Origin of the sequence: Kaistella solincola (assembly GCF_000812875.1) — a bacterium.
GTDB lineage: Bacteria > Bacteroidota > Bacteroidia > Flavobacteriales > Weeksellaceae > Kaistella > Kaistella solincola.
In genome coordinates, this window is sequence record NZ_JSYK01000002.1 from 85,136 (window position 1) to 98,991 (window position 13,856).

The 13,856-nt window shown below is 38.4% G+C and carries 15 protein-coding genes; 6 read left to right on the forward strand and 9 right to left on the reverse strand.

Going from position 1 to position 13,856, the window contains the following annotated elements; all coding sequences use genetic code 11:
* Positions 1 to 11: 11 nt before the first annotated feature.
* Entirely contained in the window at positions 12 to 356 is a 345-nt protein-coding gene (locus OA84_RS01285; RefSeq protein ID WP_039341238.1) for a phosphomannose isomerase type II C-terminal cupin domain, read from the forward strand.
* Positions 357 to 396: 40 nt separating this feature from the next.
* On the opposite strand, the gene OA84_RS01290 is transcribed toward OA84_RS01285, so the two are convergent.
* Positions 397 to 1,656: a glycosyltransferase family 4 protein gene (locus OA84_RS01290; protein WP_039341241.1), complete on the reverse strand. Its 1,260-nt coding sequence runs from the start codon at positions 1,654 to 1,656 to the stop codon at positions 397 to 399.
* On the reverse strand, positions 1,656 to 2,696 hold the full coding sequence (locus OA84_RS01295) for a UDP-N-acetylglucosamine 2-epimerase (protein ID WP_039341243.1): 1,041 nt from the start codon (positions 2,694 to 2,696) through the stop codon (positions 1,656 to 1,658). Before OA84_RS01295 ends, OA84_RS01290 begins: the two co-directional genes overlap by 1 nt.
* A gap of 176 nt (positions 2,697 to 2,872) precedes the next feature.
* Here OA84_RS01295 and OA84_RS01300 point away from each other — a divergent pair, with 176 nt between their 5' ends.
* Positions 2,873 to 3,958 carry a glycosyltransferase family 4 protein gene (locus OA84_RS01300; protein ID WP_039341248.1) on the forward strand — a complete coding sequence of 362 codons (1,086 nt, stop codon included), beginning with the start codon at positions 2,873 to 2,875 and terminating at the stop codon, positions 3,956 to 3,958.
* On the opposite strand, the gene rocD is transcribed toward OA84_RS01300, so the two are convergent.
* The 6 genes from rocD to pdxA all read right to left on the reverse strand — a co-directional run bounded on the left by rocD (position 3,948) and on the right by pdxA (position 9,294).
* Positions 3,948 to 5,198, reverse strand: coding sequence for an ornithine--oxo-acid transaminase (gene rocD, locus OA84_RS01305; RefSeq protein ID WP_039341251.1), 1,251 nt, complete (start codon positions 5,196 to 5,198; stop codon positions 3,948 to 3,950). The two genes, OA84_RS01300 and rocD, sit on opposite strands and share 11 nt — an antisense overlap.
* Positions 5,199 to 5,299: 101 nt before the next feature.
* Positions 5,300 to 6,652: an acetyl-CoA carboxylase biotin carboxylase subunit gene (accC, locus tag OA84_RS01310; protein ID WP_039341253.1), complete on the reverse strand. Its 1,353-nt coding sequence runs from the start codon at positions 6,650 to 6,652 to the stop codon at positions 5,300 to 5,302.
* 78 nt (positions 6,653 to 6,730) lie between these two features.
* Positions 6,731 to 7,210: an acetyl-CoA carboxylase biotin carboxyl carrier protein gene (gene accB / locus OA84_RS01315; protein WP_039341255.1), complete on the reverse strand. Its 480-nt coding sequence runs from the start codon at positions 7,208 to 7,210 to the stop codon at positions 6,731 to 6,733.
* Between the two features lie 115 nt (positions 7,211 to 7,325).
* Complete coding sequence (rpmF, locus tag OA84_RS11295) at positions 7,326 to 7,529, reverse strand: 50S ribosomal protein L32 (RefSeq protein ID WP_084060814.1); 204 nt, start codon at positions 7,527 to 7,529, stop codon at positions 7,326 to 7,328.
* Positions 7,530 to 7,595: 66 nt separating this feature from the next.
* Complete coding sequence (locus tag OA84_RS01320; protein ID WP_039341258.1) at positions 7,596 to 8,117, reverse strand: YceD family protein; 522 nt, start codon at positions 8,115 to 8,117, stop codon at positions 7,596 to 7,598.
* A gap of 88 nt (positions 8,118 to 8,205) precedes the next feature.
* Positions 8,206 to 9,294, reverse strand: coding sequence for a 4-hydroxythreonine-4-phosphate dehydrogenase PdxA (gene pdxA, locus OA84_RS01325; RefSeq protein WP_039341261.1), 1,089 nt, complete (start codon positions 9,292 to 9,294; stop codon positions 8,206 to 8,208).
* Between the two features lie 125 nt (positions 9,295 to 9,419).
* On the opposite strand from pdxA, the gene OA84_RS01330 reads away from it, so the two are divergent.
* From OA84_RS01330 to OA84_RS01340, 3 genes are read left to right on the forward strand one after another with little or no spacing between them, the layout of a single operon-like run.
* The gene (locus OA84_RS01330) at positions 9,420 to 10,016 is read left to right on the forward strand and encodes a riboflavin synthase (protein WP_039341263.1); all 597 of its coding nucleotides are present in this window, start codon (positions 9,420 to 9,422) and stop codon (positions 10,014 to 10,016) included.
* On the forward strand, positions 10,003 to 11,496 hold the full coding sequence (locus tag OA84_RS01335) for a sensor histidine kinase (RefSeq protein WP_052252060.1): 1,494 nt from the start codon (positions 10,003 to 10,005) through the stop codon (positions 11,494 to 11,496). The genes OA84_RS01330 and OA84_RS01335 overlap by 14 nt, the downstream gene beginning before the upstream one ends.
* Before the next feature lie 40 nt (positions 11,497 to 11,536).
* Complete coding sequence (locus OA84_RS01340; RefSeq protein WP_039341265.1) at positions 11,537 to 12,232, forward strand: tRNA1(Val) (adenine(37)-N6)-methyltransferase; 696 nt, start codon at positions 11,537 to 11,539, stop codon at positions 12,230 to 12,232.
* Between the two features lie 2 nt (positions 12,233 to 12,234).
* Here OA84_RS01340 and OA84_RS01345 read toward each other — a convergent pair whose 3' ends face one another.
* On the reverse strand, positions 12,235 to 12,813 hold the full coding sequence (locus OA84_RS01345; RefSeq protein ID WP_039341267.1) for a DUF6759 domain-containing protein: 579 nt from the start codon (positions 12,811 to 12,813) through the stop codon (positions 12,235 to 12,237).
* Positions 12,814 to 12,950: 137 nt separating this feature from the next.
* Between OA84_RS01345 and tsf the strand changes: the two genes are divergently transcribed.
* Entirely contained in the window at positions 12,951 to 13,775 is an 825-nt protein-coding gene (tsf, locus tag OA84_RS01350; protein ID WP_039341271.1) for a translation elongation factor Ts, read from the forward strand.
* Positions 13,776 to 13,856 lie beyond the last annotated feature (81 nt).

Genomic DNA, 13,856 nt, shown 5'->3' on the forward strand with positions numbered 1-13,856 from the left:
ATTTTGAGAGTATGTTAGAAAGTGGCGACAGACCATGGGGAAAATATTTTGTTTTGGCAGATGAACCACATTATAAATTAAAACGGATTGAAGTGCAGCCCGGGCATCGGCTTTCATATCAGTTTCATCATAAAAGACAGGAGCAATGGACGATTATAGAAGGAAATGCCACAGTAATTTTAAATGATGAGGAAATTTCGCTGTCCTATGGCGAGAGTATTTTCATTCCGCAAGGTGCAAAGCACAGAATTATGAATCAAACCAATAACCTCGTAGTATTTATAGAAGTACAAACTGGAACCTATTTCGGTGAAGACGATATTGTACGCCTCCAAGACGATTACGAAAGAAAATAAAAATATGCCGTTATAGCGGCATATTTTTTTTAATTTACATTTAAGATTTTGTTACAAATTCGATGGCATCATCGAATTTTTGCAATACCGATTTCCAGGAATAATTTTCCAAAACGTAATTCTGCGCTATTTCAGCTTCAATTTCCCTTTCTGTCTCGCTTTGCTCAATGTAAAACTGCAGCGCCTGGAAAAATTCTTCTTTTGTAGTATAACTTTTCCCCACGCCACTGCGCTGCACGTGGCTTTTTAAAACATCGCAATTTCCGTTCACAATCACCAGTTTTTTTTCTACCATCGCTTCCAAAGTCACCATCGAAAGACTTTCGTAAAAAGACGGCATAATCATGGCGAGTGCGTTGGTCAAATAAGCGTGCTTTTCTTCTTCGGTCACGAAACCTGCAAAAATTATCGAGCTGTTCCGGTAATTTTTTTTCATATGATTTTTCCCGACGAGCACCAGTTTAAATTCCCGGTATTTCGGGTATTTTTTCTGGAATTCCAGAAAATGGTGAATAACTAAATCACAACCTTTTGCGGATTCAATTCGGCCGATGTAAATAAAATATTTGTTCGGAATAATTTCAGCCGGAAGCTGGGCTTTTTCACCGTGGAAAGAGGAAATTCCCACGCCGGCAACCTCTGAATTTTGGGTAATATTCCGGAAGTTGTTTTCAACAAGCTGCTTTTCACTTTCCGTATTATACATGATAAATTTCGGGACAGAAAAAAGATTTTCGTACGGTTTCGTGTACAAAATCGGTTCGTCGTGCGCGGTTGGAATAAAAATACTTTTTTCCGCGACAAGCGGCATCCCGACCACAGTCGGATAATATAGATAGGTGAAAAATATAAAAACGTCGTAACTTTCTTTATTTGCTGAAATAAAATCTACCAAATCTGGTACGTAAGGTCCCTGACCGAGCAACCAGACGTCCACATTTTTTTCTGTAACTTCAGATAAATTGAAAAGCTGATCAGCTTTTTTAAAAATTCCAAGGAATTTTAAAATTTTAAAATACTTTTTCTTCTTAAAAATGGCTCGTCGCGCAGCCCGGGTTTTTCTCTTATTTTCGGCAAACGTTGGAAATCGGCGAACTTTAATTTCATTGATAAAACTTTCGCCGGGCTGATAATGATTTTCCCAACCGTGGTGGTTGATGGCGGTGGAAGTCAGAATTTCCACTTCATATTTTTGCGCTAATTTCTCCGCAAGAATCCGCGCATGAAATTCTGCACCGCCGTTTACTTCCACGCCATAACGCTGAACCACCAGAGCTATTTTTTTCTTTTTATCAGGCATTAAAGTTTAAAATATTTGGTTTTCCAGCGCAACTTAAGTTTTCGGATTAAATTTAAAGGTTTTGGTTTTAATTTTCCCTGATATTTTTCAATAAAATCGTCCACTGCCAAAAGCACGCGCTCGGAATTTTTACCATCGCGGTGCGCCTCGTGATGCAGCGTATATTTATGAATTTCTTGTATCAAATTTTCGGGTCTTTTCAGGGCTTTTTCCAAAGCTTTACCTATTTCATTTTTATCCAAAACATCGATTAAATGTTTTCCCGGATGCGTGTTCCGATAAGTCACCACAGGTTTATCCAAAAGCATGGCTTCAATAATAATCGAAGAACTGTCACACAACATCACATCGATTTTCTTTAAAGTTTCCAAGCCGTCATTAAACCGCTGAAAAGTAACATTTGGAAATTTTGCCGCTAAAGCACGGTATTTTTCAATAAGTTCCGCATCATCCAATTTCGGGTGGAAAGTGATAAGCCAATTCCAGTTTTTTGTCTCCATCAATTTTTCAAGCGTTCCATACAAAGCTTCGGCAGAGGAAATACCTTTTGTAAATGTTGGTGAATACAGAATTAACGGCCTTTCATTTTCCACTTTATGTTCCACCGAAAAAAACGGATCGACTTTACACCAGCCGGTTTCATAAATTTTAAAAAAACCTTTTTCTTTCTCTAATTTTTTAAAATATTCCGTGCTGCTCGGGCCTTGCGTGCAATAAATATCAAACCAGCCACGGATGGTAAAATGATCGTCAATTTTTTCAATGCGTTTTTTCATGGCATAACCGTGAAAAACTTCCACTTTTACACCGGGAAAAAAATCGTAAATATGATTTCCCGGCGCAAATACCGCGATCGGCTGATAATCCATAACTTCCTGAATTGAAAACAGTTGCTTTTCATCTTTGTTTAGCAACACCTCGCACGGTTCTTCTATAAACCACGCCACTTCATCACCACGTTTCCAGATTTCCTGCTGCAGCGGTCGTAAAATAGAGTACGAATACGGAAGTGAAACAAAAAAAAGATAGCGTTTCGGCATTTTTTTAAGGATTTCCCCAAAACTACAGAAATCGACTTGATGTCGCAAGATGTTCTGAAATCTGGTTTTACGTAAATACTCAGCTTCGATTTTTGAATTTTTAAATTATATTTGAGCTTATTAAACTTTACAAAGTTTGATGAAATAATGCTTAAAATTTAAAGGTTAAAATATTGATGAAAGTAAAAGTTCTGCTTGATCTTGAGCGACTTCGCCGACCGCATTCCGGCATTGCAAATGTTTTCAGAAACCTGGCGCGCGGCATCGAAGAAACTCAGCACAACTTTAATTTCACCTATTTTGGTGTTTTTACGACGATAAATTTTCCCTTAAATGAGCAAAAAAAGTGGAAACGGCTTCATAAAATTTACGAAAATTTCAGTCAAAAATTCGACATTATTCACGTCAGTCATCAGGCGTCGTTGTATTTTACGCGGAATTATAAAAATTCTATAAAAATTGTGACGCTGCACGATTTGAATTTTCTGCACGAAAATTTACCTGAAAAAAAGAAAAAAAAGCTGCTTTTAAGGCTGAATAAAAATCTAGAATACGCAGATTATATCGTTTGCATTTCTCAGTTTGTAAAAGCTGATTTCGAAGAAAATATCGGGCTTTTCCGGCTAAAAAAGCTGAAAAAGGTTGAAGTCATCCATAACGGAATTCAGCTTCCGGAAGTCCGGAAATACGAATTGGGGAAATTCGCGTGTTTAGCCGCTAAAAAATATATGCTGAACATCGGTGTATTATTCGACAAAAAAAACCAGCTGAAACTCGTAGAAATGCTGCCGTTTTTAGAAGAAGATTTGGTTTTGGTGGCTTCGGGTGAAAAGGAACCGTATGCGACAGAAGTTCGGAATAAAATTAAAGAACTGAAGTTGGAAAACCGCGTTCATTTTCTGAAAAATATTTCTGAGGAAGAAAAATATGCATTAATCCAGAACTGCGAAGCGATGTGTCATCCGTCGACGGCGGAAGGTTTTGGTATTCCGCCGATCGAAGCGATGGCATTTGGCAAGCCGGTTTTCCTGTCGGAATATACCAGCTTACCGGAAATTGGCGGTGATTCCGCCTTTTATTTTAAAAATTTTGAACCTGAATTAATGGCAAAATTTTATCGGGAAAAAATGAAACTTTACCACGAAAATCAAGAGGAATTTTCGCTAAAAATAAAAAATTGGGTAAAACAATTTGATTATAAAGCGATGGCGGCCAATTACCTTGATTTTTATAAAAGAATTTCGGAGGATTCTACTTCTTAAATTCCAAAACTGTTTTTTCGATAATTTTCACACATTCTAAAATCTGCTCCTCAGTGATGACCAAAGGCGGCGCGAGGCGAATTATGTTTCCGTGCGTAGGTTTTGCAAGAAGACCATTGTTTTTCAGTTCCATGCAAAGATCCCACGCGGTAGAACTTTCGGGTGAATCATTAATTAAAATCGCATTCAGCAAACCTTTTCCGCGAACTTTTGTGATAAGCTCGGTTTTTTCGATTACTTTTTCAATTTCGGAACGGAAAAGTCTTCCTAATTCTTCCGCTCTTTCGGAGAGGTTTTCGTCTTCTACCACGCCCAAAGCTGCTAATGCAACGGCGCACGCGATAGGATTTCCACCGAAAGTCGAACCGTGCTGACCAGGCTTAATGACATTCATAATGCTATCATTGGCCAAAACCGCAGAAACAGGGTACATACCGCCGGAAAGTGCCTTGCCGAGAACCAAAATATCCGGCTGAACATTTTCGTGATAACACGCGATTAATTTTCCGGTTCTTGCGATTCCGGTTTGAACTTCATCAGCAATGAAAAGAACGTTGTATTTTTTACAAAGTTCTGAAGCTTGTTTTAAATAACCTTCATCCGGCACGAAAACACCAGCTTCGCCCTGAATTGGTTCCACCAAAAAAGCCGCGATATTTTCCGCATCGTTTTTCAAAGTTTCTTCTAGAGCATTAATGTCGTTGTACGGAATTTTGACAAAACCCGGGGTAAAAGGGCCGTAATTTTTGCTCGCATCGGGATCGTTGGAAAATGAAACGATCGTGGTTGTTCTACCGTGGAAATTGTTTTCGCAAACAATAATTTTTGCGGCATTTTCGGCAATATTTTTCACTTCGTAACTCCATTTTCTGGCGAGTTTTACTGCAGTTTCTACCGCTTCCGCGCCGGAATTCATGGGTAAAACTTTATCAAAACCGAAAAGCGTCGTAATTTTTTTTTCGTATTCACCAAGATTTGAATTGTAAAAAGCGCGGGACGTCAGTGCCAATTTTTGCGCCTGGTTTACCAAAGCATCGACAATTTTCGGGTGCGAATGCCCTTGGTTCACCGCGGAATAAGCAGATAAAAAATCGAAATATTTTTTTCCCTCAACATCCCAAACGTATACGCCTTCGCCTTTTTCCAACACAACCGGTAACGGATGATAGTTGTGAGCGCCATATTTATTTTCTAAATCGATGTAATACTGAGCATTATTTTTTACCGCTAATTCTGACATATATTTTACTTTTTACAAATTTACTCAATATAATCCTAAATCTAAAACCAAAAAAATTGCCTCTAAAAGAGGCAATTTTTTGTATTTATTAAATTTCGGTTTTAGTTATCGAAACTTTTATCCATTTTGAAATCTTCCATAAATTTCGTGGTATAATTTCCGGACAAATAATCTTCATCTTCCATCAACTGACGGTGAAATGGAATTGTAGTTTTCACACCTTCAATATAAAATTCTTCCAACGCGCGCTTCATTTTGGCGATGGCTTCCTGACGCGACTGTGCTGTTGTAATCAGTTTAGCGATCATGGAATCATAATTTGACGGAATGGTGTAACCCGAGTAAACGTGCGTATCAACACGAACGCCGTGACCACCAGGAATATTTAAACCGGTGATTTTTCCCGGTGACGGACGGAAATCGTTAAATGGATCTTCCGCATTAATTCTACATTCGATTGAGTGAAGTTTCGGGAAATAATTCTGACCGGAAATTGCATTTCCGGAGGCTAAAAGAATTTGCTCACGAATTAAATCGTAATCTACAACCTGCTCGGTAATTGGATGTTCTACCTGAATTCTGGTATTCATTTCCATGAAATAAAAATTCCGGTGTTTATCGACCAAAAATTCTATTGTTCCTACGCCTTCGTAAGCGATATATTCCGCAGCTTTTACGGCAGCATCACCCATTTTCTGACGAAGTTCATCGGTCATAAACGGTGAAGGAGTTTCTTCAGTTAATTTCTGGTTTCTACGCTGAACGGAACAGTCGCGTTCTGAAAGGTGACATGCATTTCCGTACTGGTCGCCTGCAATTTGGATTTCAATGTGACGCGGTTCTTCGATGAGCTTTTCCATGTACATTCCGCCGTTTCCGAAAGCAGCAACAGCTTCCTGAATTGCAGATTCCCAAAGTTCTTTCAAATCCTCTTCTCTCCACACGGCGCGCATCCCCTTTCCGCCACCGCCGGCAGTAGCTTTAATCATCACCGGATAACCGATTTCTTTTGCGATAACCAGGGCGCTTTCATAAGATTCTACCAAACCGTCGGAACCTGGAACACAAGGAACACCTGCTTCTTTCATGGTCGCTTTAGCATTTGCTTTATCGCCCATTCTGTCGATTTGCTCCGGCGTTGCGCCGATGAATTTTATGCCGTTCTTTTGGCAGATTCTGGAGAAATTAGAATTTTCTGACAAAAACCCGTAACCCGGATGAATCGCATCGGCATTGGTGATTTCTGCGGCAGAAATAATATTTGGAATTTTAAGATAGGAATCTTTGCTCATCGCCGGTCCTATACAAACCGCTTCATCTGCAAACCGCACGTGCAAGCTGTCTTTGTCGGCTGTAGAATACACGGCAACGGTCTTTATTCCCATTTCTTTGCAGGTACGTAAAATACGCATTGCAATTTCGCCGCGGTTGGCGATTAATATTTTTTTGAACATCTAAGAAATTTTGAATTTTAATTTTAAATTATTTCAGACGAAGCGCCCAAAATTTATAATCTATAATTTAAAATTATATTAAGAAGGATCTACTAAGAATAATGGCTGATCGTATTCTACCGGCGTGGCATCATCCACCAAAACTTTAACGATTTTACCAGAAATTTCAGATTCAATCTGGTTAAATAATTTCATCGCTTCAATAACACAAACAACTTTACCAACAGAAACCTCATCACCAACGTTCACGAATAAATCTTTATCAGGAGCAGGTTTTCTGTAGAAAGTGCCGATCATTGGAGATTTTATGGTTACGTAGTTCGCATTTTCAGCAGCTGGTTCTTCAGTGGCAGCTGGAGCAGCAGGAGCACTTGATGGAGCAGCTGGAGCTTGCTGTTGCTGTGTGTGGTAAACGGCAGGTGCCGGACCGTAGTTAATTTCACTTCCACCAAGTGGCGTTTTAATGGTGATTTCGAAGTCCTTTGTTTTGTATTTTACCTCGGAAACCTCAGCTTTAGACACAAATTTTATAAGATTCTGTATGTCTTTAATGTCCATATAATTGGTATTTGTTTATTATGCCAAAGATACTAAAAATCAATAAAAAACCACTCAAAATTGTAAAAATTGAGTGGTTTATGTATTAAAACGAAGAAATTTGACGTTTTTTGGCTTAGTTCTCTTCTGAAGTTTCTACTTCTTTTTCCATTACTACTTTACCTCTGTAGTAAAGTTTTCCTTCATGCCAGTGTGCTCTGTGGTACAGGTGCATTTCACCAGATGTTGCATCTTTTGCCAATTGAGGAACTTCAGCTTTGTAGTGAGTTCTTCTCTTATCTCTTCTTGTTGACGACTGTCTTCTCTTTGGATGTGCCATTTTCTATATTTTTAATTTGATGAGCGATGAGTACTTGATTGCTCAATTCTCATCATTTTAAATTATTTAATTATTATCTTTTAACTTTTTCAGCGCTTCCCATCGGGGATCAGTCGCAGGTTCTTCTTCTTCAATAATTTCGGGACTGAACAGGTTTAAAATTTCCAAATCTTCCTCAGAAACATTTGGTGAAACCTTTTTCATTGGAATGGATAACATCACGTCTTCATAAATCAGCTGTGCTGCATTGAATGCGTGGTCGGTCATCGGAATGGTGATCACATCTTCATCGCTGTCATCATATTCTTCACCAAATTTCACTAAAACCTTGATCTCATGTTCAATAGGATAATCGAAATTGTCGTTCGTGATATCACAAACTAAATTAACGGTTCCAGTTGTTTTAATCCAAAGTTCCAGAAAAGTCGTATGCCGGTCCATAAGGATTTCGGCCACGATTCTGGGATCTGTAAATTCCTGTTCAGTATCGAAAAGTTCAAAGAACGCTTTATCTATCTCAAACCTGAACTCGTGTTTTCCGTTTTTAAGCCCTGAAAACACAATGTCGTAGTTTCTAAACTTGTCCATAAAATGAGTGTGCAAAAATATGCAATTTTTTTAATATTACAAATATATTTGAAAACAATCTGCAGTAATAAATATTTACTCAGATTTCTCAGGCGCGGTCAACCGGCAAATCTTCATCCACGTTGTTGTTGGAATTGTTGCGGCGCGGTCGCATTCTGTTGGTCATCAGATCATTATATTCCTGGCGGTTTTTAAAAATTTTAATTGCCATAAAAATCGCTTCACTGAAACTTTGCGGATCTGCGATGTTTTTTCCGGCGATGTCATAAGCCACGCCGTGGTCCGGACTGGTTCTGATAAAAGGCAATCCCGCAGTATAATTTACACCTTCTTCATAGGCGATCGTTTTAAACGGAGCCAAGCCCTGATCGTGATACATGGCTAAAACAGCATCGAAATTTTTATACTTTTCAGGCTGAAAAAAGCTGTCTGCCGGATACGGACCGAAAGTCATAATCCCATTATCGAATAGTTCGCGGATCGCAGGTTCGATAATTTCAATTTCTTCTTTACCAATCGCACCGCCATCGCCAGCGTGTGGATTTAATCCTAAAACCGCAATTTTTGGTCTTTCAATACAGAAATCTTCAACCAAACACTGGTTCAGCATCTTAATCTGCTTTTTAATTTTTTCTTTCGAAATATTTTCAGCTACGTTTGCGATTGGAATATGATGTGTAGATACCGCAACTTTCAAACTTTCTGTAACCAAAAACATTAAGCCTTTTCTATTGAATTTCTCTTCAAGATAACCGGTGTGGCCCGCGTGCTGAAAACCGTATTTCAGCATTTCTTCTTTATTGATCGGCGCGGTAACCAAAACATCTACTTCACCGTTCATTAAAGCATTTGTTGCAGCTTCCAGCGAATCTATCGCCATTTTCGTAGACTCTTCCGTTGCTTTTCCTAAATCAACATTAACATTATCCTTCCACAAATTCACCATATTAATTTTATCCGGATGCGCCTGCGCAACTTCGGTGATATAATTAAAATTATGCTGCAGTTTGAAGATATTTTTCTGGTAGGTAAACAATTTTCCGGAGCCAAAAATCACGGGCGTAAAAAAATCAGTGATGGATTTGTCCTGCAGAGATTTCATAATGATTTCCGGACCAATTCCGTTGTAATCACCGATCGATATTCCTACTCTTACTTTATGCGGTTTCGCGGTCATTTTTGTTATCTTTGAAAATTGTTTGAATTTTACAAATTTAACAAATTAGGACTAATAATCCTTCATATTATTTATTTTAAGCTAATTCAGCAGTTTATTTACTACCTTTTTTTAATAATACCAATATGTTTACAGGAATTGTAGAAGCCACGGGAATTGTAGAGAAAATTGAACATCGTGACCGAAACATCGATTTTATTTTGAGCTGCCCTTTCACCTCCGAATTAAAGATTGACCAAAGTCTGGCGCATAACGGCTGCTGCCTTACCGTAGTGGAAATTAGCGATACCAATTATCGCGTAACTGCTATCGACGAAACGCTGGAAAAAACAAATCTCGGCAAGTGGAATGTCGGAACCGAAGTGAATTTGGAACGCTGTTTGAAGTTTGATGGCAGACTTGATGGCCACATTGTACAGGGACACGTAGACAAAACCGGAATTATAGAAAAAATAGACGATAAAGCAGGAAGTTTTTTCATCACCATTTCTTACGATTCTACCGATGAATATACCACTGTTCCCCAAGGTTCCATAACTGTAAACGGCATAAGTTTAACGGTTGCGGAAAGTGCAGACACCAGTTTTTCTGTCGCGATAATTCCTTACACCTGGGAATTTACGAATATGAAAAACCTGCAAATTGGTGATATGGTTAATCTTGAATTTGATATTATCGGAAAATATGTAAACAAATTGATGAAAAAAAATGCCCTTCTCTAAATATAAAGGTTTAAGCCTTCGCAACAAAGTTTTCTGGGGATTTTTGGTGATCTGTTTACTCAGTATTACCGGTTCCTCAATACTTTCCTATTTTATTTTGAAGGACAATGCAACCGTGCAAAGCCGCACCGATTTGCAGAAAAAAGCAGAAGCGCTGATGTCTGCTTTGGATTACGCCGTAAGCCACACGCAGACGCAAACCGAAGATCTGCCGAAAATACTTTCAAATACCATTTACGAAATCGCGGACATCAATAATCAAGACATCATTATTTACGATTTAAACGGTAATTTTGTGCTTTCTAATAAAGACAGCAACCTCATCGCGACCAAAAAGCTTTCCTTACCGGTAATCAATCGCGTGCTGAAAAGCGATAAAAGAACCGATTACAATACTTTCGACAAAGACATCGGTGCGAACGTCACTTCTTCTTACATGATGTTGAAAAACAATATGCTGGAGCCGATTGCCATTGTTTATTTCCCTTTTTACCACAATGATTCCGCTTATGTGAGCGTTTTTAACCGTTATCTGAACTATATTTTCATCGTCAATCTTTTGGTCATTGCTTTCGGTGCCTGGCTGAGCTGGGTTATTTCTAAAAATCTCACGAAGACAGTCACGAAATTTTCAGAGCTTATCAATAAAATCACCTTCCTGGAAGAGGATCCGCAGCCCATTAAATATTATCAAAACGATGAGCTGAATCAACTTGTGAAAGCTTACAATAAAATGATTTTGCAGATTCGGGAGCAGAAAGAACGACTTTCCTTTAAAGATAAAGAAGAAGCCTGGCGCGAAATGGCAAAACAGGTGGCACATGAGGTGAAAAATCCGTTGACGCCGATGAAGCTTACCATTCAGAATTTTGAGCGGAAATTTGATCCGGCGGATCCTGAAATTAATGAAAAAGTGAAAAAATTAAGCAAAGTAATGGTAGACCAAATTGATTTGGTAGCCACCGTGGCGAACGCTTTTTCCCAGTTTGCGCAACTTCCGGAAAAATACAATGAAGTTTTCGATGTGAACAGTGAAATTAAAAACATCATTAAAATCTTCAGCGACGAAAAAATATATTTCCACGCCAACCAGGACAAAATCATGGTCGAAATGGACAAAATTTATCTGTCCAGAATTATTACCAACCTGGTTTCCAACGCGCGACAAGCCCGCGATGAAGAACGCGAAAACATTATTAATGTTGATGTGGAACAGCGCCAAAAAAGAATCATCATTACCGTGGAAGACAACGGCGTCGGCATTCCGGAGGAATTATACGCACGGATTTTCGAACCAAATTTCACCTCAAAAACCAGCGGAATGGGTCTGGGTCTTACGATGGTGAGGAAAATGGTAGAAGATTATAAAGGCGAAATCACAGTTTCTTCTGAAATTGGAAAAGGCACCACTTTTACCATTTTTCTTCCCACGAACCTGAAAGCAAAACACGAAAAAGTTTTAGAAAAAGCAATGGTTTAATCGGTGCTAAAACGGCATTTTTTTTCAAAATACATAATTCTTGAAACTTTTCCATTTTAAAAAATTCTCGGTTAAACAGTCCAAAAAAGTTTTCCGAGTGGGCACCGATGCGGTTTTGCTTGGCGCATTAACCAATGTTGACGGCGCGCAAAAAATCCTCGAAGTCGGCACTGGAACGGGAATTATTTCACTCATGGTAGCGCAGCGAAACACTTCAGCGGAAGTTACAGCGCTGGATATTTCAGCAGAAGCAGCAGAACTCGCGGCGGAAAATTTTGAAAACAGTCCGTTTCATTCGCGGTTGAAAAGCATCAATGCTGATTTTAAAGATTTCAAAAATTCCGTGCTATTTGACCTGATTTTTTCAAATCCGCCTTATTTCGAAAAAAACGGTTCGACAAAAGATATTGTAGCGCGACAGCAAACCGAACTTTCCTTCGAAGAACTTCTGACAAAATCTTCAAAAATACTGAGCAAAAAGGGGCAAATTTCTGTAATTATCCCAACTGAATCTGAAGCCGTTTTTACCAAAATTGCAAACGAAAAGCTGCTTTATTTAAACCGAAAAATTACGGTTTACGGCATCAAAAATTCAAAACCAAAACGCGTGGTGTTGGAATTTACATTTCAGGAAAAAATGACCGTAGAGCAGGAAATTTTTATTGAAAAATCGCCGCGGATTTATTCGGAAGAATATTTAAAACTTACTGAAGAATTTCACCTTTTTAACCGGTAGTTTTATTTCGGTTGGTTCAAGGTAATTACGATGTCTTTGCTGATGCTTTTCCGTGAGGTGTATTTCGCGTCACAAACCGAAGTTGTCAGCGTGTACGAACCTTTATCCACCATAATGAAGTTTTGGTTTCGTGCCGGGACATCAAGATTATAAAACTTTTTACCGTTGATTTTAACGATTAAATTGCATTTTGATTTATTTACGATTTGTACGTAAGCAGTTTTGCTGTTGGGATCAGAGTTAAAAAGATGATTCAGCAAATCTGCGGTTCTTTTGTGTTTGTCGTTGGTGCCGTCTTTTGCGACATCTTTCCGGACAGCGGTTTTCAGCTTATTTTTATTTACTGGCGTTACGGTAGGTTTTGCAACGCTGGCTTTTACGGCGACAGGTTTGTCATTATTGATAACGGCGAAGAGTTTTCTTTTAAATTCCGGTGTTCTTGGATGGTTGGGATTGTACTTAATGAAATTCGCGATAACCTGCGCATTGGTACTTTTTTCTACTTGCTGAACCGTATATTTGGACTGTGCAAAGGCAAAAACAGACAGTAAAAAAACAATTAAATAGAGTGTTTTTTTCATTAAAGGTTTAATAATTAGAGATTTAAATTTTAGTAATAACGGAAAAATCCTCTTTTTAGTTTGTGCTAAATTTATTATCTTTGCAACGCTCTAAAACCGAGCTAAAGTAATCAATTTTAAATCTAAAAAACAAGAATATGTATACACCAGTTGCTGCAGATGTAGCGAAATTGAGAAATATTACAGGCGCAGGAATGATGGACTGTAAAAAAGCGTTGGTAGAAGCGGAAGGAGATTTCGATCTTGCGATTGATAACCTACGTAAAAAAGGTCAGAAAGTTGCCGCTAACAGAGCCGACAGAGATTCTCATGAAGGTGCTGTAATTGCAAAACTGAACGAAGATTTCACCATGGGTGCAATTATCGCGTTGAACTGCGAAACTGATTTCGTTGCGAAAAACGACAGCTTCGTAGAATTGGCACACGAACTTGCTGAGCAGGCTGTGATGTATGCAAACAAAGAAGAATTTTTAGCTTCTGATTTCCACGGAATGACTGTCGCTGAAAAATTAATCGAGCAAACAGGTGTTATCGGTGAAAAAATCGAGATCGGTTCTTTCGAAAGAATTGAAGGTCCTTATTTAGGAGCTTATATTCACGCTGGGAACAAAATTGCTGCAATCAGCTCACTTTCTTCAAAAGTTGATGGCGCTGCCGAAGTTGCAAAATCTGTTTCAATGCAGGTTGCTGCGATGAACCCAATCGCTTTGGATGAAACTAAAGTTTCTCAGGAAACCATCGACAAAGAATTGGAAATCGAAAGAGAATTGTTAACAAAAGAAGGAAAACCTGCAAACATCATCGATAATATTTTGAAAGGAAAAATGCAGAGATTCTACAAAGACAACACTTTGGTGCACCAGTCTTTCATTAAAGATTCTTCCATTTCAGTTGCTGATTATGTAAAATCTTTAGATAACGATTTGAAAGTTTTAGGTTTCGTAAGAGTAAGTCTTACCTAATTTTTCAAAAAAAATAATTAAAATCTCTTTCTATTTTTAGGAAGAGATTTTTTTTTCGGCTAAATAGAAGTAATTTTATAT